Consider the following 20,234-nt stretch of genomic DNA (forward strand, 5'->3'; position numbering starts at 1 on the left):
CGGAATGCGCCGGCGTTATCCAGGCGCCCACCCTGCCGCCAGCCTGAAGTTCGTTATTACAGACTGACACTCAACACGCCTCATTCCTGCACCCGCACGGCGCAACCCGCAGCACGGGCAATGCCTTACACGACCCGCAACATTCCCATCTCTTCACGCAGCACACCACGGGCAGTCAGTTCAGAGACCGCGAGTCCGACCCGGGTTTCCGCATCCGCCAAAGTCCGCGCCATTCCCAGCATCCGGCATACGGACTTGATGACGTCGGACGTGGGTGCATTGCCCGTCGTGGCCATGACGTGCAGCACGCCGTTGGCCAGTTCACGCACGCTGACATCGTCGACCCGGCGCCGCGTGGCGTCATCGTCGCCCGCAGGCCGGAAATCGCTCCATTCTTCGGGCCTCACATTCGCGGGCCAATAAAACGTGGCATTGCCTTCCTCGGTCTGCCCCACGTCTGCCGGGGTCAAGGTACGCAATCTTTCCACGATCCGGACGCCCGTCCGCTCCAGGCCCCAGGCCCGTGCCACTTTGCGATGGAGCACCGTTTCGGCAATCGGCCCCTCTGTTTCTATCACTACGCGCAGTTGTTCAGCCAACTGATCATTGTTGCTGCGGCTGTAGAACGCCTCTGAGTCACCGCCGCTCAGGTCCGCCAACTGATACGCCGTCAAGCCGCCAGTGGTTCCGGTGGATGCCCAAGCGCCCTCTTCGGTCGTGATCGAAAACTCCACGGCCCCGCTGACGTCCGAAGCATCCCCGTCCTGCGCCGTCGCATCGGCCTCTGGCTCGGCTTCGATCTCGCGTTCCAGTTCGGCATTCAAGCGCGTCAGCAACTTCTCGACTTCCCGCTCCGGATTGATCCACCAGTCGGTGGACCACACACGATGCAGCTTCCATCCCAAGCCTTCCAGCACCACCTGCCGCAAGCGGTCTCGATCGCGCGCCGTGGCGCCAGAGTGATACGCCCTGCCATCGCACTCCACCCCCAGCAAATACCGGCCCGGCGCGCGCGGATCGACCACGCCCATATCCAGGCGATAACCCGAGCAACCCACTTGCGGATGCACGACCCAACCGCGCTCGCGCAGCACCTTGATGACCTGCGTCTCGAACGGGCTGTCCGGTTCGCGGCCGGTGGGCAACGACTGTTCGACCAAGGCGCGCGGCCCTTTCAGCGCAAATTCCAGGTAGTGCTTCAAGTCCCGCACGCCTGCCGCGCGCACGCGCGACAGATCAATCTGTTCCGGCATGAGGGTGCTGTAGATCACGACGCCTTCACGCGCGCGGGAGATCGCGACGTTCAAGCGGCGGTGTCCGCCCTCGCCGTTCAACGGCCCGAAGTTCATCGTCATCTTGCCGGCCGCATCGGGGCCGAAGGTGATCGAAAAATAGATCACGTCGCGCTCGTCGCCCTGCACGTTTTCCAGGTTCTTGATGAACAAGGGTTCGCGCGACTGCGCAGATATCGCCTTGTCCAATTCCGCGTTGGCGCGGCGGCGCGCGTCCAGCAGCGTTTCAATCAACGACTGCTGGGGCTGGTTGAAGGTAACGACCCCCAGCGTTTGACGGCGGCGGTTCTTATCCAGATAGTGCTGCTCGATGCCCTGCACAATGGCTTCGGCTTCACGGCGGTTGGTTCGGCTGCCGCCGCGGTCGTATATACCCGCGACCTTCTCCAGCCGCACAGCCACATCGTCCGTCACGGGCGACGGGAAGGTGATCAATTGCGAGTCATAGTAGGTGACGTTGCTGAAGGTGATCAGGCTTTCGTGTTTGCTGCGATAGTGCCATTGCAAGCGCAGACGGTTCATGTCGGCGCCCAGGCACTCGTCCAGAATGCTTTCCAGGTCTTCAACCTGGCCATCGTCGCCCGCGCCATCTTCTTCGACGGTAGATTTGCTGAAGAAGCTGGTTGGCGGCAGTTGCTTGGTGTCGCCCACCACCACCAGTTGCTGGCCACGGGCAATGGCGCCCACGGAATCCCACACGGGTATTTGCGAAGCTTCGTCGAAGACAACCACGTCGAACTGAGTATGCCCCGCATCCAGGTACTGGGCCACGGACAGCGGCGACATCAGCAGGCACGGTTTCAGTTTGGGCAACAGCGACGGCAGCCGCTGCATTAACTGGCGCACCGGAACGTGACGCGTCTTCTTTTGCAATTCGCGGCGCAGCAGGCCCAGTTCACTATCGGGGCTGACCAGGATGCCATTGCCAGCGGGCACCTTGCCTGCCAGCACCGCAGCAATATAGGCGGACGTCAGTTGCTGGAAGCGGTCATCGGCCTGGCGGAATTCACGAATCTTACGTTCGTGATCGGCGCTGGAAAAAGAGCGCAGCACAGGCGAGTGGTCAATGATCTTCTTCACCCACCAATTGCGGTAGCTGAACTCAAAATGGGCCTCGATCTGCGCCAACGGCACGCTGCCTTGCTCCAGCGACGTGACCACACCTTGCAATTGCAGCTGCATCGCCTGTTCACGGGCCTGACGCCAGACGCACCACGGCATCAGGAACTGCTTGTTGTGGCGCCACCCTGCGATGACGCCCTGGATACGTTCCAGCGCGCCATTGACGTCCAAACCTCCAGAAAGCGGCTGCGTGGGTTTGGCCAACATGTCCACTTCAGCCTGCTTATCTTGCAGCACACGCCAGGCGTTACGAGTTTCCAGCAGGCTCTTGCCCAGTGCTGCGCCGGGCATCAAGAAGGCGCGGTTCTCGCCCACTAGCGGTTGCAGGCGCGTGCGCAGGTCCGCCGCCGTTGCTGGGTCGCCCGCCATCAACGTGACGGCATCAGCAAAACGCTGCGCCCATTGCTCATGACGCTGCACTTGTTCCCAATCCGTCGTCAGGCCCGTATAGGAATCTTGCAGCAGCCGTTGGGCGTCAGTCTTCAGAACCGCCAATTCACGGTCTTCAATATTGACCAAGGCCAACGGGGTCAGCACCGCGCTGATCGCGGCATCGTCCGGGCGTTGCGCATCTGCGCGATAGGCCGCCAGGCGTTTACGGATGCCGCCTTTGGCGAACACAGACTTGGGCCACCACGACGAGCAGGCGGACAGCCACTCGGCCTTTAGCGTGTTGGCATCCAGTTCCGCCAGTTGCGCATTCCACTGCGCGCCCACCTGCGCCCAGTGCGCATTACGCGCCAGGCCGTGCCTGGCCATGGCCTGCACCTGGAATCGGGTTGCGGAATCGTGCGCTTGCGCCGCCAGGCCCGCAGGCACTTGAGGGGCAGCCAGCAGCACATCGATCAACGCGTCCAGCTTCGCGTAGGCCGCCATGCTCAGACCCGCGCCCGGCAATCCCAACCCCTCGCCGGCGGTAGCGGCCAGCGCCTTGAATGCGGCAATCGCCTGATCCAGCCCCTGAGCGGCAACCAGCAGAGCATCCTGCCAACTTGGGCTCCATTCGGCCATGCCGATGTGCGCCAGCGGGTGGCCATGCAGCTTGCCCAGCTCACCAGACAAGGTAGACATGCGCCTTGCGGTCTCGCGCAGTTGGGCCAGATCCTTGCGGGCGTGCGCCTGCGCATCGGGCCACGTCATCGGCGACGGTTCCAGGCCGGCATACTCGATGCAAGTGCCAATGGCGTCGTAAACGGTCAGGCCGTTAGGATGCTCGTGATGCAGGGCATCAACCAATCCATTCAATTCCTGGCGCAACACGCTCAGATGTTCGGCTTCGCGGGCCCAATCGTCGCTGGTGCGCTGACCGCTGTGATCCAGCGCCTTGCCCAACTGCTGCAAGACTTCAGATTTGCGCGCTTTGGATGAGTGCAGTTCCAAACAGAATGGACCCAGGCCGATGTTGGCCAGACGCCGATGCACGACTTCCAGCGCAGCCATTTTCTCGGACACGAACAACACCGTCTTGCCACGCGCCAGCAGGTGCGCGATCAGATTGGTGATGGTCTGGCTTTTGCCCGTTCCGGGCGGCCCTTCCAGCACCAGATCCCGTCCTGCGTCCACGGCGCAGATCGCTTTGAGCTGCGACGAATCGGACAACAGAGGTGTCAACAGGTCTTCGGGTTTGTAGCTGTCATCCAGCCGATCAAAACGTTCGTCAAAGGGTTCTTTGGCAAAAGCCTGTCCGGGGTGATCGATCAGATGCTGGACGACGCGATTGGCTTTGAGCTGCTCGGTGCGGTCCTGCAAGTCTTTCCACATCAGGTACTTGGTGAACGAGAAGATGCCCAGATGCACCTGTTCCAGCACCTCCCACCCAGCAATTTCCCGCACGGCAAGCCGAAACGCTTGCAGCACGCGGGCCACGTCCACGCCTTTGTCGTCGGCAGGCAAAATATCCAGGCCCGGAATGCGCAGTTCGTAGTTGTTGCGCAGCATTTGCAGCAACGTGGGGTTGATGATGGTCTCGTCATCGTGACGCACCAGCCGGAAGCCGCTGCGCACCGATTGACGCTGCAAGGACACAGGCACCAAAATCAGCGGCGCCATATGCGCGCTTTCCGCGCCAGGGCTTTCGGTCCAGCGCAACATGCCCATCGCCAGGTAAAGCGTATTCGCGCCGCCTTCTTCCAGGCCCGTACGCGCCGCGCTAAATATCGTCAGCAGGTTGGCGTCCAACGCTTCTTGCGTCACACGGGCAATCAGCTCCTTGTTGCCTAACGCTTCCAGCGCCATATCGTCCAGCGGCGGCCGCCCGCCCCGGCTCACATGCACTTCGGACATACGCGGATCATTGCCTTCCATCAAGGCAGCGGGCAAGGGGCGAATGCGGAACTCGCTGCCGTCCACGATCGCGTCTTCCAACCGCGCCAGATCGGGCGCGACCAGTGGCAACGTCGACTTGGTCAGTTTGAAGTTAAGCAAGCGATTACGCAGCGTCAGGTCGAGCAGGCGCGACTTCCATTTGGCCAGACGGCCCTCCGGCGTGTCGTCGACAGGTTCCAGGCTGATGACGAACTCTGGATCCAGCGGCGGCAGGTCGGGCGTGGGCTCGATGGCGGCCGGCCGTTCGGTGGATTCCGTATCGCCTGGGCTCACCGATACCACGCGGGACGGCAGCGGCTTGATCTGCAGTTCGCGTGCGCGGTGTATGTCGATGGCGTAGCGGAAAGTATTTTCTTCGCGCAGATGAGCCGCGCCCTGCTCCAGCGCCAGCCGCAAAGACGCGCGGTGGTTGGGATGCTGCGCAATACCCGTGGTCTCGAAGACCAGGAATTCACCGCTATCGACCCGTTTGCGCACGGCCTGTACATCGTCGGTCAGCGGGTCCGCAAAGCAGGCCTGATGCAGCCACACGCCCACCCAGGCATGACCGTCCTTCATCAGGATCACGGGGCGCAGTCCCGCCTGCTCCAAGCAAGACGAAAACAGCATGGCCAGATCCAGGCACGTGGCAACGCGGGCTTCGACGATGCGGTCTGGCGTGCGGATCTTCTGCCCGTCCACGCCAAAGGACGCGGGCGGTTCGGCGTAGTGCAGCGTCTCGGCAGCCAGCGTGCTGTAAATGGCGGATACCTGTTTCCAAACCACATCGCGGCTCTTGGACTGGTAGCCGTTCATGGTCAGTTCATTGTGCTGACTGCGCAGCAACGTGGCTGCGCGGCCGATCAGCACGTCTACCGCCGGATTGTTCGGCATGGAAAACGCGGCCAGCAGTTCAGGCAAGGCGCGCGTGCCCGCCCATTGGTCGTAGGCCAGTACTGCAATCGGCTGTGACGCCCGGCCCACTTCTTGCAGGCCATTCGCCCACGGCGCCTGCGCCACTACGTTGATGCTGGCTCGTACCGCTTCTTGCAAGTCGGCCGCATAAGCGTGGTCAGGCGTCAGATCCAGCGGCGAGATGCGGCGGATCTCGCCGGGGACCAGCGAGTCAAAGCGCAGTTTGACGCTTTGCGCAAAGGCCGGATTGCAGCTGACATGAACTTCAACATTGTCGAAGCTGTGCTGCGAACGGTTCGTCAGGCGCAGCGAACGGATGATGGGCACCGCGTTCTGGACAGACGCATAACCGACGGTGGGATCGGCTTCGATGTCGATCGCGATAGCCGCGTACCAGTCCGCAGGCGGCGCTTTGGCTTCAATGGCCTGTTGCGCATGCTGTGCTTCATGAGGGATGGCATCGGGCGCGTTGGCCCCCGCGGCTTGCGCCGCACCCTCCTGGATCGCCGGCTGTTCCAGGTCTTGTCGCTTATCCATCCATCTCTCTCGGTTCGGTTCACTGCCGGCCAGTGCCGGTGGCGCTTCCCGGACACCCGGGACAGGCCAAGACAGGGCGTCAACCCCGTTATGCTTCATCAAGGTTGAATTCTAAGACGCGATGAGGGTCGTACTGTTAATAAACACAGGTTTTTGGGCAAGGAATTGTGCCTATTAAAGAAAAACCCGCGTTCCCCAATTGAGGAATGCGGGTTGCAACTCAAATCCATCGGCCTGGCAGGTGCTGGGCGCTTGGCCAACTGCGTTACTTGGCTGGCGGATACACAGGGTCAGCCAGGCAAGTCTTCACCCATGCGAAATCGTCTGAATCGAAAACCTCTCCGTCGATCTTCGACAACGGCTCAGACGTATAAACGTGCTTTGGCTGTTCAGGAGACATGTTCCATTTCGTCTTGCCCTCAGCATCCGAGCATGCTTCATCTTCGCTGTTGAACGAACACGAAGCGATGGCTTCGGGTTTGCCGTTCACTACCTTGGCAACGTAGCGCTTGGTGTAGACGGCGCCCGACGCCCAGGACTCATCAACCGAGCACACCCGGTCGTTGTTCTGATAGTGGCGGATTGCAAAGCAGCCGTAGTTCACGTAATCACGCGGCAGCACGTCACACGACGTTGAATATCCGGCAAAGGCGCCGCCGGTAAATTGCGCTTGAAACTGCTTTTGGGCAATAGCGCGGCTGATGATGGCGGGCGTGGCCGATTTCTTTTGGGTCTCTTTGAACTCTGCCGTGCGATTCTGGATCAGCTCGCGTGCGATATCGCTCGCGGATTGGTCATCGGACAGCGCATCGGGCGTGTTGATCAGCGTGTCCAGCGCCCGGTCTCTTGCTGCAACCCAGCGCTTCTGGCTTTCCACCAGCATCGTGCGGACCTCGCTGTCCGGCGCCTGTTTCAGTATCGCGGCGTAAGCCCGGTTCAGCTCTGCATCTGCTGCCACGGTCTTTTTGTCCGAGCAAATCAGCTTTTCGGCGGCACTGCTGGCCTTCTTGCAATCGATTGCCAACGCAGGCGCCGACAACGCGAACAATCCAGCCAGACACAACAACCGTACCGCCGGAAATCCAAGTTTCATCTGATTCTTCTTTGTTCTAAAGCCCTTTCGGGCAGACCCATGGTGCAAGGTGTGAAGCGCGGGCAAAGCCGCGCCTGAACACTTAACGGCTGATCACTTCGCTGTCTTCCATCACGATGCGGTAACGGTCGCGCAAATCCAGCACATAGGTGAAATTCGAAGTGCCGGTCGCACTCTTGCCGCGTTCCGGACTAGACACCTTGTAGTCGTAGATGCCGACCACCATGCACATCTGATCCTTGCACTTCGCCTTAAGCGAGCTTTGGTCCACCACGAAGCGGCGCACCGGCCAGCGGGCAAAGTACGCTTGCTTGTCTGCCAGAATTTCCGATTTCGGGCGCTTCTTCTTGAAGTAATCGACATTCGCCGCGTAAAACTCACGCGTGAAATTCATGGCTTCTTCGTTGGTGCCGCTGCCTGCCTGAATCATCAGCGCCGCGGCATTGATCGCCTTTTGCTCATCGGAAATGGCGGCCGGCGCGGTTTCCTTCTTCATGTAGGGGTTGGCGGCAGGCGCCGAGCCGCTGGGCCCTCCTTGCGGCGGCAATCCGGAAGGTTGCGGCTGCGCGGGAGCCTGAGTGGGAGCGGGCGCGGGCGAGCTGGGAGGCGCTTTGGCGGCGCCTTGCTGAGGATTGTTCTGCGCCGTCTGTGTATTGCCCGTGCGGTTGATGCCGTACTTGGCTATTTCCTGCGGCGTGAAGAAATACATTTCCTTCGAAGGCGTGCTGAACATGATACCCAGCACATCGGCGGACACGCCGTACTTCGGTAGCGTGGCGACAATATCCGACACCCCGAACTGCGCCTGTTCTCCCGTCAGTTCCGGCGCGGAAATCTGATGCACGCCCAACCGCCCTTCAGCCAGGCGTTGCCGCCCCGCGAAGAACACGAACGAGCAGGCGGATGCGCAGTAGCTGTCCTTCGGAATATAGGTATTCAAGCCGCGTTCATAGACCTCTTCCGCAACCACGAGGCCAATGTGCACCAACCCGCCGCCATTGTTCTGCAGAATGATGGTGGCGATGGTCGGGTGTTCGCGCAGCGCCTTTTTCAAATTCAGCATATCGTTCGCGCCCACGGCGCCCACATACACCAGCAGGCTGGGCTGACTGGGCAAGTAGAAGAACGGGCCGTAGCGCTCGGGCTCTTCGGCAGACTTCTGCGTTTGAGGCTGCGCCGGAGTCTGGGCCACAACGGCGGACATACCCGCCAAAGACAGGGCAAGGCCCGTTCCAAAAGCCGCTAGTTTTGTTTTCAGCATTGGTTTTGTTCTATCGCAAAATAATCAATCCTGATCCACGGAACGCATGTCGCAGGTCGTTTCTTCGTTTGAACACATGCCCCGGAACCAGGCTCGTCCCGCCTTGTGATCTTTCTCGGGGATCTCAACAAGCGCATCGTTCGGCATCACCGCGAGCTGACTGAATGCCGAGCCTTACGTCGTCGGATTTTATCCAACCTGCGCCCCGATACAAATCGCGGGCTGGCGCGCCATTTTGCATGAAATCTCTTGTCAGCATGGAAACATGGCCAAACGCTCTGAAACACTTGAGCGCACTCTGTCCGCCCGACTACTCGTACTGTGCCTCCCTCGGCAAGGCACGGTTGCACGGCATCCCTGTTCGGGCATTGCCCTTGCCATTGACACTCTTTCGCCATGCGTACGCAACTTGCCTCTTTGCTGGTCTCTCCCCTGTTGGCCCTGACTGTTGCCGCGCTGCAAGCGCCTGCGGCCATGGCATCTACCACCGTGCAGTCCTTGGACCAAACCCGAGACGCGATCAAGACCCAGGATGCGCGCAAGATGTACGACAGCGAAATGAGCGGCGCGCCGCAGCCCGACGGCCTGGGCATAGCGCTGCCACCGGGTTTTAGCGCCGAGTTTCTCATGCAGCAACTGGCGCCTGGCCAGAATCCAAAGCGTTTGCTGGTCGCGGGCGCCAAGCCCTGGCCGCAGCGCGCCGGCACATTTGTCGCGATGGTGTGTTTGGCAGCCACTGCTGAACGCGCCGAACGGCTCATCAAGTTTGGCGGTGGCGGCTGTAGCGATCTGTCCCGCGATGAAGACAAGAACGAAGTCTGGGTCGGCGTGTTTGAATCGACGGCGGGATCAACGCCCAAGTTGCTGGCACGCACCGATGGACCGGTCGACACACCCACCGACTGGAGCGACACCGACATAGATTTACCGCTGGATTTGGCCACCCAAGATACCGATGCGCCGATGCAGGCCAAACCTGCCGAATGGCAGCGGTTCGATCTGGCGCCTTATCAGATCCGGCCCGGCGAAATGGCTTTCGGCATGCGGGCAGGCTGGAGCGAAGGATATGCAGGCGGCGGTGCGAGCTTTAACGCCTTGTACCTGTTCCGCATCGACGGCCCGCACCTGCGCGTTGTGTTCGCGCAGCCTATGTCGTTCGTCAAATCCATTGCGGGCGATTGGAATCCAGACGGCACGAGAGAACACGATATGTCCGATGCCAGCAATACGCTGGTGATCCTGCCGGGTAAGACAGATGGATTCTTCAATATCCAGCTGCGCCAGCAAGGGGAAAAATGGCGGCGCACCTTGAAGTGGTCCGGCGCCAAACAACGCTACGAGTAATCCGTCATGAAACGGATACTGCTGGTTTCGCTGTTGCTTCTGGCAGGCTGCAAGCCGACGCCCGAAAAAAAACGGGACAGCGTTAGTGAATCGTACGCGCGCCCTTGCGAGCCCGTTTGATTTCATACATGCGCGCATCGGCCAGCCGCACAAGCGCTTCGGCATCCTGGCCACGCGGGTCTACTGCCACCACGCCGACGCTGGCGCCCTCGTAGGGCACAGCCATATCGCCCAGCTGATACTTTCCGATGGTAGCGGCCGTGGCTCGGTCTTCCAGCGTCCGGGCCGCTTCTTCCGCCGTTCCGCGCACAGCTTCGCCGTTTGGCCCGGCGTCGCCCCGCTCTAATGCGGGGCCCGGCCCAATCAATACGAACTCATCGCCGCCGATCCGGCCCAGCATGTCGGAGGTGCGTAGCGTAATGGCCAGCCGGCGCGAAATCTCTTGCAGGAACTGGTCCCCCTGCTGATGCCCATAGGTATCGTTAATGCCTTTGAAGCCGTCCAGGTCGATCACGCCGACCAACACGCTGCCGCCTTCACGCAAGGCGCGCTTTTGCAGGCGATCAAGCTCTTCATAGAGCGCGCGCCGGTTCGGCAGCCCCGTCAGCGGATCGGTCAGCGCATACGACATGAGTTGCACATTGGCGGCGTGCAGTTGTTCCATCAACAGCTCGCGCTCAAGAAAATTGGCGATCACGTTGGAGAACAGCTTCAACACGGCCTCTGCTTGCGGGGCGATCTGGTGCTTGCCAGCGCTGGCTGCGCACAAGGTGCCCAGCAACATCCCTGTATCCGTACGTACGGGCGTGCTGACATAGGTCTGTATACCCAGAGCCCGCGCGGCCTCGGAATCCGGCCAGCAGCTGGAAACATCGCTCGTGCACATACGGCCTTCATCCAGCGCACGCTTGCACAAGGTGTCGCCCCACGGCACAGAAAGACCTTCGGGAATCTGCAAGTCACCTACATTGCGCGCGTAGCGCACATGTTGCAGGTCGGCCTTCAAGTCAATTGATGTGAGATACGTGGATTCCAACCCAGTGACTGAACCAAGCATTTCCAGAAGCGGTCGGGTTAATTGTTCTACCGACTTGGCTTGTGGAAGTGAAGTCGACAGGCCAGCGAGTATCGGGTCCAACGAAAATCTCCTTGAAGCGCGCGCTTGCTGCTGCGCGATTATCCAACCGCGGCCCCACTTTGGACCGGTCCGTTCAGCCGCCATTATGCACTGCTGGTTTATGCCCGATACCGATTAATAAGCAATGAAAAACCCGCATCCCCCTTTCGGAGAATGCGGGTTTGAATACCGCGCTATCGTTTCAGGCGTCAAATAATGCCCAAAGGCAATCAGCCCACCACGCGGAAGCGCTCGGCGTCGTCCATGAACGCCTTTTCGCCAAAACCGGCTTCGTTCGAACCGAACGGCATTTGCGCGCGCAGCTTCCAGTACGCAGGAATATTCCATTGCTGCGCGACCACGCCGTCGATCAGCGGGTTGTAGTGCTGCAGGCTGGCGCCCACGCCAGCGCTGGCCAGCGCCGACCATACGGACAGTTGAGCCATGCCGCCTGACTGTTCCGACCACACCGGGAAGTTGTCGGCATACAGCGCAAACTTTTCTTGCAGACCTTGCACCACGCCCTGGTCTTCAAAGAACAGCACGGTGCCAACGCCAGCAGCAAAGCTCTTCAGCTTGGCTTCGGTCTTGTCGAAACCTTCGGCGGGCGCAACCTTGCGCACTTCTTCGATGGCCAGATCCCAGAGCTTCACGCTTTCAGCGCCAAACAAAATCACGGCGCGCGAGCTTTGCGAGTTGAACGACGAAGGGCTGTGCTTGATCGCGTCTTGGATCAGCGTTGCCAGCTCTTCTTTGGAGGCCGACAGGTTGCGGCCCAGCGAGTACTGCGTGCGGCGCTGTTTCAGTGCGTCGATATAAGCGTTGCTCATAAGAATATGACCTTTCGACTAGTAGATAGGGGTGATATGCGTACGGATTCTACTGGCTGGTCCGTGACACGAACACCCGTGCAGGCGCATATCCCGCAATTTTGGACGGAACAAACTGTTCTACGCATGAACCCAATGCGGTGAATCAGGCGCTCCGCGCGATCATTCAACGGGACATCTGCCGCACGCCGGCAAGCATCCACTCCCGAAACACGCCTATCCGGGAATCCGTGTCTGCCGCCGCCGGATACACCAGGTGATATGCGTATTCCGGCGCCACACGCAGCCCTACGTCAAACAACTTGACCAGCCTGCCCGCCTGGACCTCGCGTTCCACCAGTTCCCATTCCACCAAGCCCACCGCGCCCCCATCCACCACCGCCTGCACCACATGGCTGGATTCGGTGAATGCCACGCTGCGGCTGTCATCGAAGTCAGTGATGCCGGCGGCGGCCATCCACATTGGCCAGTTCGGCCAGACAATTCCATCGGGCTTGCAGTCCACATAGCAAAGCGTATGAGCCAACAGATCTCGCGGCGTTTTCAATTTCGGGCTGGCGCGCAACAGTGCAGGACTGCACACCGGCACGACCACGGTATCGAACAGGCGATGCGATATCGCGCCCGTGTATTTGCCAGCGCCAAATCGGATCGCCATATCAACATCGTCGCCTGCAAAATCACGAACGTCGTCGCTGATATCAAAGGTCAGTTCCACCCCGGGATGCGCCGCGCGAAACTGCAGCAAGCGCGGCAGGAGCCAGTTTGTAGCGAAACGAGCCCCTACGGACAGTCGCAAATGCGCCGCCCCGCGGCTGACCCGCCGCGCTCGAACGGCGGCGCGATGCAGGGTGTCCAGCGATTCGGCCACCGCTTCGAATAGCACCGCGCCGGCGGGGGTCAGCTGAATGCTGCGGCTGGTGCGCGTGAACAGCACGATGCCAAGCTGGTCTTCGATCTCTTTGATCTGGTAGCTGACGGCCGCGGGCGTCAGCCCGACCTCTTTTGCCGCATGAGTGAAATTCAGATGGCGCGCGGCGGCGTCAAACGTTCTAAGCGCACGGGTGCCGGGCAGCATTCGATTCATGATCTACAAGCCAAACTTGATGATGGATTGAAAACTACTAGTTTCCTGCTGGAGATGCAATCAGCGATATTTGCAGAACTTGATAATCAGGATGATCAGCGCCCTCGCACGGCGACGGATCATCCGCCTGCCCCCCCGGAGTCCATCGATGCCTGCCCATCCCGCTTCTTTCGTGGTTCAACGTAATGGCGTGCCGGCAAACGCCAGCGATCTCACGCCGTTGGCATTCGCGGGGTACGCCCACTTCACTGCGATGCAGGTACGCGACGGACAGGTCCGCGGCCTGGACCTGCATCTGGCCCGGTTGCGGTCAGCGTCGATAGACATGTTTGGCGTGGCACTGCCGGACGAGCAGATTCAGGCGTATCTGCGAACAGCCATCCAGGCGGGGCCGCCCGATATGTCGCTGGTGGCAACCGTGTTTTCACCTGCAGGAGAGTTCACGGTGGCGAGCGCCAATGTGCTGCCACAGGTGTTGGTACGCACCAGTCCGCCCTCGTCCGGCCCATCGGGCCCTCTCGCACTGGCAGCGATTGAGCATGAACGCATGCTGCCCGCCGTAAAACATGTGGGAGAAGTGGCCAAGACCTATCTATTGCGCCAGGCGGCCGCGCAAGGCTTTGATGACGCGGCGTTTGTTGACCGGCAAGGGCGGCTGAGCGAAGCATCGATCTGGAATCTGGCTTTCTGGGATGGCGAAGCCGTGGTGTGGCCCAACGCCCGGATGCTGACCGGCACCACGATGGGCATTGTCCAGCGGCAACTGGCACGAATGGGCGTGCCGCAGCGCACGCGCGCCATCGGACTGCCTGACGTCGCGGCATTGACAGGGGCCGTGGTCATGAATTCTTGGACGCCCGGCGTGGCCATCAACCGAATTGGCGATACCGCCCTGCCCGATGCACCGGAATTTCTGACGCTGCTGCATGCCGCCTATCTTGCAGAAACCCCTTCGCCTCTATAAATACAATCGAATTAATACACGAAGAATGCACTGCCATCAGGCTGCGCGGTTTCCACGCGCCAACACTTTAGTTTTGCCCAAAGCTCACGTTAATCCTGTAGCACAGGAGAAATCGTCTATGAGCAAGTGGCGTGCGGGACTGGTTGCATTGGTATTCCTAGGCACACTTGATTTGATGGTGGGATCACTACAAAGCGCACGTTATCTTGAGGCGTTCTCGACCGGTCTTGCGGGCATTGCCATCGCCGCCTGGGCAGCAGGCCGATGGTCGCCTTTCTATATCGAGTGGGGTCCGTACCAGGTGCTGGTGGCGTTGGCACTGGGGCTGGGCTTGATATCAGTGGTCAAGCACACACCGATCATTGATGCGGACAATCAAGCCATGCGCGGGGAACAGATCGCGGCGATATCGGCTAACTATAATCACGCCTCCTGGCGCGAACCATCACCGCGTTAGCGTCCCGGCGCCGCCCGGCGCGTCTGTTTCGGCCCCACATGCCCTCCCTGCCCGATAAATCTCAAGCCGCCCGCATTACCGCCTTCATCGCCATCCTGCTTACCGTTGTCGGTTGCGGAATCAGCATTTACCTTCTGCTGTCCCCCTCAGGCATGACGCAGGCGCTAGGCATTCTGGCCTTATGCGCGACGAATCTGATCTGTTATCCCTTCGTGATCGCCTACTGGTATGCCTGCGGCAAACCCAAGCCTGTCAGCGTGATTCTGGCCGTGCAGACCGCATTTGTGATTGCGTTGCTGGTGTGGCTTGCAAAATTGGCCTGACCAAGAAGGGCTTCGCGCAATGGCGTGGGGTGACGTAAAGTCGACGCCCTAAGCCCCTAGGATCGAACCCATGCTAAGAGACCGCGGATTTCAGATAGGACTGGCTTTGTTTGCGTTGGCAGCTGTCCCGCTGATTGTTTTGCTGTTGCCAAAAACCGCCAGTCACCCGTCTATCGGCGGCGGTGGCTACGACCTTTCAAACTTCGTCTATACGCTTGCATTGCTGGCGTTCACGGGATTGTGGTCCCTGGTCACCCTGCTGGGTGGCATGACCCGCAGTAGCGCCGTTGCCGCAAAACGCATGTATGGCCTGGCGGCCATCGGCGCGGCCACTTTCGTGGCGGCGATCATCGCGTTTGGCCATCACTTGCACTAGGCACGGGAATCGCTCCGTCCCGCGTTGATGGGACGACGGGCGTCTGGTGCCCTTGATTTTCATGCGTACGTGTTGATCCAGGCATCGCTGGAAACAAAAGCAAAAAGCCCGCTGAAACTTGGAAGTTTCAGCGGGCTTTTTACGAGGAATTCTTGGTGCCGACGGCGAGACTCGAACTCGCACAGCTTTCGCCACTACCCCCTCAAGATAGCGTGTCTACCAATTTCACCACGTCGGCATTCACCAGTTTTCACAAGCTGCGCCATAGGCATAGCTGGAAAGTCGAGCATTCTAGCACGAAATCGGGCAGGGACGTAAACCCGGCAGAAAAGGGCCGCGTCCCGCCCTCTTCCCCAAGCTTTTACGCCAGCTCCCTTAGAACGCGTATTTGGCGCTCAGCATGACGTTGCGAGGCGCGCCGTAGACGCCGCCATAGGCGCTCAGACCGCTGTAGTAGGACTTATCAAACAAATTATTGACGTTCAAGGTGGCGCTGAATTGCTTGCTGAACTCGTAGCGGGCCATGGCGTTGACGACGGTGTAGCTGGATTGCTGGGCTTCACCCACGTAGCCGGACATACTTTGCCAGTTGATACCGCCGCCGACCGTCAGTTTGTTGAGCGCGTCGGGCAGACGGTAGGTGGTAAAGAGCTTGACGCTGTGGCGCGGGATTTGGGTGATGGCGCGCTGGCCCTTGGCGTCTTCGCTCAGGGAATAGGTGTAACCCGCCGCAATGTTCCAACCGCGGCGGAGCTCTCCTGTCAATTCCAGTTCGGCGCCTTTGGTCTTGATGCCTTGAAGCGCGACGTAGGACGAGGTGGCGGCGTCGTAGTTGGCCAGATTGCTCTGGTTGGTGCGGAACAGCGCCAGACCTGCGTTCAGGCGATCTTCCATGAAACTGGACTTGATGCCCAATTCATAGCTGGTGCCGCGCTCGGGGTCCAGGACGTTGTTGTTGACGTCGCGGGTTGCGGCGGTTTGCGGGCTGAAGATCCGGGTATAGCTGCCGTAGACGGTCCAATTTGCATCCAGGTCATGCACCAGACCAGCGTAGGGGACGATCACGCCGGTTTCACGAGTGTCGGTTCGTGTGTTGCCTGAGACACCGACCACGGATGTGTCGGCCTTGCGCTCCCAGTTGGTGACCCGCGCACCGGCGATCAGGCTGGTTGCGTCGGCCAGTTTGAAGCGCGAGGTCAGGTAAGCGCTGTACTGCGTTTCCTTGGTGTTGGTTTCACCGGCCTTGACGAAATTGGGTTCATTGGAGGCGCCGTTCCAGCTCCGGAAATCGGGGATTGTGCCGTCGTAGCCGGTCCAGGGACCGAGCCAACCGCCATAGCTGGGCGTATCCGAGCGCAACTGCGACAAGGAGATGCCGGCCACGATTTCATGCTGCCGGCCCAACAGGTCGAAAGGACCGCTGACCTGGGCGTCCAACGTGGTCTGCCGGTCGTTGCTCTTCCAGCGCACCGGCCAAAGCGATGCGCCTTGCCCTGTGGCCTGATCGATGGAGCCAGTCAGAAAATACAGGGCGCTGTCGTAGTTGTATATCGTGTGCGTCACTTCGACCTTGCCCGCCCAGCCTTTGCCGAAATCATGTTTGACGGAGGCAAACAGATTGGTCAGCTCGCTGTCGTAAAAGCTCCAGTCGGGCGCTGCATTGGTCGAACGTTTGAAGTTCGTGGGTGCGCCATTGCTGTAGGTGAAAGGCAGGCCGGTGCGCAGCGGCGAGTCGTTTTTATTGGTCTCGTAGCTGAAGCCGGCCGTCAGCAAGGTCGAGCTGCTCAGATCCAGTTCGGTGATGCCGTACACCATGCGGTCCTGCTTTTCGTAGCGGTCGATCCAAGAATGCTGGTTCTTCTCATCGACGACGATGCGGCCGCGCAGTTTGCCGTTGTCGGACAGCGGGCCGGACAGGTCCGCGCCCAGGCCGTAGCGGTCCCAGCTGCCTGCTTCCGCCGTGATGCTTGCCTGCCCTTCGGCGGTGGGGCGTTTGCGCACCAGATTGATGCTGGCTGCGGGCGTGCCCATGCCGCTCATAAGGCCGGTGGCGCCGCGCACGACTTCAATCCGGTCGTACATGGCCGTGTTGCGCCAATAGCTGGACGATCCCAGCGAACTGGGAATGCCGTCGACCAGAAAGTTCGAGATCGTAAAACCGCGTGACCAAAGGCCGCTCAGGTCGGTGCCCATGCCCTGACGAAAAGCCGTGACGCCCGTCGTGTTTTCCAGTGCGTCGATGACGCTCTCCAGCTTCTGGTCATCCAGGCGCTGGCGCGTGATGACGGTGACAGACTGCGGCGTTTCCTTCCAGCTAAGTGCAAGCGGCGTGCCCGTGGCGCTGGGACCAGTGGACGTATACGAACCGGTGTTCTCAGTCACTGCCGGGTCGCGCTCGCCCGTGACCTGCACGGCGCCTAGCGTCACAACACCGCTTGCGGCTTGCGGCTGCCGGCGCAAGGCCCAACTGCCGCTGCCGGTGCGCAGCAGTTCCAGCCCGCTGCCGGCGATTGCCGCATGAGCGGCCTGCTCGGCGGTGTAGCGGCCACGCACTTCAGGCGCCTGTAGTCCGCGCACCAGCTCGGCATTTACCGATATGGCTTCGCCGCTTTCGCTAGCGATGCGGGCGAGACTGCTGCCCAGCGCTTGCGCGGGGATATCGTAGGCGCGCAGCGCTGCGCCCGCGTCGGCGGCAACAGGGTTGTTGCCCGCCACGGGTTGCGCCTGCGCGTTGGCCGACGAAAACAAAGCGACCAGAGCAGCGGCCAGCAGCGACAGCCGCAGATCAGTAACGGTAGACATGACGAGATTTCCCTCAAGAACGTCGTGAATCGAACTAGCTTCTAGAGGGATGTGGCGCGGCGAAGCAAAAGTGACAGTGGAATATGAATTTTTTTCTGGCCGGACCCAAGTTCCGGGCCGCTTACCGCCTGCGCTACCGGACTTAATCGTCGGCGGGGGTGTCGATCATGACCATCAAGCCGCCGGCATATCGGCGTACTCGCACGGGCAGTGTTTCGGCCACGATGTTCAAGGTGCGATCAGTGTCGTCCAGCGGATAGGTGCCGTAGACACGTTGCCGGGCGGCGGCCGGACTGATGCGGACATAACCTTTACGGTACGGCCGCAGCGCGTTGATCAGCTCTCCCAACGGCTGATCGTGCAGCTGGACCTCGCCCTGCTCCCAAGCGCCAGCAGTCTGCGCCGAAATCGGCAGCAGCTCCACGCCTTGCTCGGTCATGTTTGCGATCTGCCCTTCCGCCAGCATGGCGGGGCGGCCATCCAACGGCAGAAGGCTGACGCGGTGTTCCAGCATGGCAACGCGCGTGCTGTGCGCATCTTGCCGCACCGCAATCCGGGTGCCTAGCGCGCGGATCGACCCTTGCGCGGTGCGCACCACAAAAGGCGGCCGAGGCGCGGCGCCACCCGCAGCGGGCGCCACATCAACGATCAGTTCACCTTCTCGCAGAATCACGAGCCGCAACCCGTCCGAATACACCACGTCCACAGCGGTGCGCGCGTTGAGTTGCAACAAGCTGCCGTCGGGCAAGGTGACAGCGCGGCGCTCCGCCGTGCCGGTGACATGGTCAGCCAACAACTGAGTCAAGGGCACACTACGCTCGGCCAGCGTCAATGCCATCAGCGAACCCAGACCCGCCACGCTTAACGCGCCCTTGAGCAATTGGCGCCGCCCGCGTCCTGCCGCTTCAGCGCGTATCAGCGTTTGCGACAAGAGTTCAGCGTGACCGCTCGCGGACGAGGACGGACGTTGGCTGCGCACAGCGCTTATCGGGCGATCTACGGCGGCAGTGAGCGTGTTCCAGGCTTGAGCATGCGAGGTATGCGCTTCTATCCATGCCTGGTGTTCCAGCTTGTCTTGCGGCGTAGCCTCGCCAGAGCGCAGGATGACAAGCCATCCCAGCGCGGCTTCGCTGGCGTCTGAATCCGTGGCTATGGGCGCATTCATGAATGCGTGACGACAGGCAAAGATTCAGCGCACATCGTTCAAGCCCGCCATGCGCCGGAATGCCTGGGCCATGTATTGGCGCACCATGCTGGCAGACACACCTAGCTTGTCGGCGATTTCACCGTAGGTCAGTCCGTCCAGCTGGCTATACAGAAACGCCTGCTGCGCTTTGGCGGACAGGCCTTGCAGCGCCAAGGCCACGCACTCCAGCGCTTCGATGAACATCTGCCGCTCTTCCGCGGACGGCGCCATGACTTCACTTTGCAACGCCAGAGTTTCCAGATACGCCTGCTCCAGATCGCGCCTGCGCCACAGCTGGAACATCTGGCGCTTGGCAATGGTGGTCAGGAACGCGCGCGGTTCGCGCACATCGTTCAAGCCTTGGTGACTGGCTTGGGCGGCGGCTTGAGAGAACGTCTCAGCAGCCACGTCTTCGGCCTCAGCCCAGTTGCGTAAGTGCCGCTGCACGCGATCCAGCAGCCAGCTGTGGTGCCCGCGGAACCACGCCTCAAGCACCGCCATCGCGCGGGCGGTAGCGGCCTGCGGGCCAGCGGCCTGAGCGTCGTCGGTGATCGGGGACATGGAATTCAAGCGCCGTGTTGGACAAGGGAGGGCGTTGGAAGGAGCCGGCGGATTATATCAATCATGAGAACTATTCTCAATATCATGATACGGACAAAAAAACCCGCGTCTCTGCAATAGAGACGCGGGTTTGCGGTATTCGCTTCGACCAGAAAAAAGCCGGCATCGCTGCCGGCCTTTTTACCTTGCGGTGACTTACTTAGCGGGCGTTTCGGCCGGCTTTTCACCCGTAGCGGGAGCAGCAGGCGCGACGGGCACCGATGCATCCGGCTGGGCGGCGGGAGCCGGGGCAGCCGGAACCGAGGACGCGGCGCCAGGAACCGACGACGAGCCAGCAGCGGGCGCGGCGCCCGGCACTTGCGGCACCGAACGGTCGGACGGGAAGCTTTGCATCACGCCGGAATCAACCGCCGGGCCGCTGGTGCCCTTGTGGCTGACATAAGCCAAACCTGCTGTGGACGCGAAGAAGACCACGGCGGCCCATTTGGTCGCGCGCGACAGGAAGTTGGCGGCGCCGGTGGCACCGAACAGGCTGCCGGAGGAACCACTACCGAAAGCGGACCCCATGTCGGCGCCCTTGCCCTGCTGCAGCAGGACCAGAACGATGATAGCCAGCGCCGAGAGAACTTGGACGGCTAGCAGAACTTTAAGCATCAAGGGCAT

16 protein-coding genes and 1 tRNA gene are annotated in these 20,234 nt (G+C 60.8%); 6 read left to right on the forward strand and 11 right to left on the reverse strand.

Annotated elements, in window-relative coordinates; translation table 11 throughout:
• Window positions 1-125: 125 nt before the first annotated feature.
• The 3 genes from proA to RAS12_RS16135 form a co-directional block, all read right to left on the reverse strand.
• Entirely contained in the window at window positions 126-6,170 is a 6,045-nt protein-coding gene (gene proA / locus RAS12_RS16125; RefSeq protein ID WP_306937065.1) for an anti-phage protein ProA, read from the reverse strand.
• Between the two features lie 265 nt (window positions 6,171-6,435).
• Entirely contained in the window at window positions 6,436-7,263 is an 828-nt protein-coding gene (locus tag RAS12_RS16130) for a lysozyme inhibitor LprI family protein (RefSeq protein WP_306937068.1), read from the reverse strand.
• Window positions 7,264-7,345: 82 nt separating this feature from the next.
• Complete coding sequence (locus RAS12_RS16135; protein WP_306937070.1) at window positions 7,346-8,524, reverse strand: COG3904 family protein; 1,179 nt, start codon at window positions 8,522-8,524, stop codon at window positions 7,346-7,348.
• Between the two features lie 396 nt (window positions 8,525-8,920).
• Between RAS12_RS16135 and RAS12_RS16140 the strand changes: the two genes are divergently transcribed.
• Complete coding sequence (locus tag RAS12_RS16140; protein ID WP_306937071.1) at window positions 8,921-9,868, forward strand: hypothetical protein; 948 nt, start codon at window positions 8,921-8,923, stop codon at window positions 9,866-9,868.
• A gap of 82 nt (window positions 9,869-9,950) precedes the next feature.
• Here RAS12_RS16140 and RAS12_RS16145 read toward each other — a convergent pair whose 3' ends face one another.
• From RAS12_RS16145 to RAS12_RS16155, 3 genes are all read right to left on the reverse strand, one after another.
• Entirely contained in the window at window positions 9,951-11,006 is a 1,056-nt protein-coding gene (locus RAS12_RS16145; protein WP_306937073.1) for a GGDEF domain-containing protein, read from the reverse strand.
• 209 nt (window positions 11,007-11,215) lie between these two features.
• Window positions 11,216-11,815: a nitroreductase family protein gene (locus tag RAS12_RS16150; RefSeq protein ID WP_306937074.1), complete on the reverse strand. Its 600-nt coding sequence runs from the start codon at window positions 11,813-11,815 to the stop codon at window positions 11,216-11,218.
• A gap of 166 nt (window positions 11,816-11,981) precedes the next feature.
• The gene (locus tag RAS12_RS16155; RefSeq protein WP_306937075.1) at window positions 11,982-12,902 is read right to left on the reverse strand and encodes a LysR substrate-binding domain-containing protein; all 921 of its coding nucleotides are present in this window, start codon (window positions 12,900-12,902) and stop codon (window positions 11,982-11,984) included.
• Window positions 12,903-13,050: 148 nt separating this feature from the next.
• Here RAS12_RS16155 and RAS12_RS16160 point away from each other — a divergent pair, with 148 nt between their 5' ends.
• The 4 genes from RAS12_RS16160 (at window position 13,051) to RAS12_RS16175 (ending at window position 15,022) form a co-directional block, all read left to right on the forward strand.
• Window positions 13,051-13,866: an aminotransferase class IV family protein gene (locus RAS12_RS16160; protein ID WP_306937076.1), complete on the forward strand. Its 816-nt coding sequence runs from the start codon at window positions 13,051-13,053 to the stop codon at window positions 13,864-13,866.
• A 118-nt stretch (window positions 13,867-13,984) separates the two neighbouring features.
• Window positions 13,985-14,323, forward strand: a complete 339-nt coding sequence (locus tag RAS12_RS16165; protein WP_306937077.1) for a hypothetical protein — start codon at window positions 13,985-13,987, stop codon at window positions 14,321-14,323.
• A 38-nt stretch (window positions 14,324-14,361) separates the two neighbouring features.
• Window positions 14,362-14,646: a hypothetical protein gene (locus tag RAS12_RS16170; RefSeq protein ID WP_306937079.1), complete on the forward strand. Its 285-nt coding sequence runs from the start codon at window positions 14,362-14,364 to the stop codon at window positions 14,644-14,646.
• 70 nt (window positions 14,647-14,716) lie between these two features.
• A complete protein-coding gene (locus tag RAS12_RS16175; protein ID WP_306937081.1) occupies window positions 14,717-15,022 on the forward strand; it encodes a hypothetical protein in 306 nt (101 codons plus the stop codon).
• A 153-nt stretch (window positions 15,023-15,175) separates the two neighbouring features.
• Here the strand turns inward: RAS12_RS16175 and RAS12_RS16180 are convergent.
• The 4 genes from RAS12_RS16180 to RAS12_RS16195 form a co-directional block, all read right to left on the reverse strand.
• A tRNA-Leu gene (locus tag RAS12_RS16180) sits at window positions 15,176-15,260 on the reverse strand.
• Between the two features lie 137 nt (window positions 15,261-15,397).
• Complete coding sequence (locus RAS12_RS16185) at window positions 15,398-17,824, reverse strand: TonB-dependent siderophore receptor (protein ID WP_306937083.1); 2,427 nt, start codon at window positions 17,822-17,824, stop codon at window positions 15,398-15,400.
• Between the two features lie 142 nt (window positions 17,825-17,966).
• A complete protein-coding gene (locus tag RAS12_RS16190) occupies window positions 17,967-18,989 on the reverse strand; it encodes a FecR domain-containing protein (protein ID WP_306937084.1) in 1,023 nt (340 codons plus the stop codon).
• A gap of 24 nt (window positions 18,990-19,013) precedes the next feature.
• Window positions 19,014-19,571, reverse strand: coding sequence for a sigma-70 family RNA polymerase sigma factor (locus RAS12_RS16195; RefSeq protein ID WP_306937085.1), 558 nt, complete (start codon window positions 19,569-19,571; stop codon window positions 19,014-19,016).
• Window positions 19,572-19,585: 14 nt separating this feature from the next.
• On the opposite strand from RAS12_RS16195, the gene RAS12_RS16200 reads away from it, so the two are divergent.
• Window positions 19,586-19,765 carry a hypothetical protein gene (locus RAS12_RS16200; protein ID WP_306937087.1) on the forward strand — a complete coding sequence of 60 codons (180 nt, stop codon included), beginning with the start codon at window positions 19,586-19,588 and terminating at the stop codon, window positions 19,763-19,765.
• A gap of 1 nt (window position 19,766) precedes the next feature.
• Here RAS12_RS16200 and secG read toward each other — a convergent pair whose 3' ends face one another.
• Window positions 19,767-20,234 carry a preprotein translocase subunit SecG gene (secG, locus tag RAS12_RS16205; RefSeq protein ID WP_306937088.1) on the reverse strand — a complete coding sequence of 156 codons (468 nt, stop codon included), beginning with the start codon at window positions 20,232-20,234 and terminating at the stop codon, window positions 19,767-19,769.

The organism is Achromobacter seleniivolatilans (assembly GCF_030864005.1).
GTDB lineage: Bacteria > Pseudomonadota > Gammaproteobacteria > Burkholderiales > Burkholderiaceae_B > Achromobacter > Achromobacter seleniivolatilans.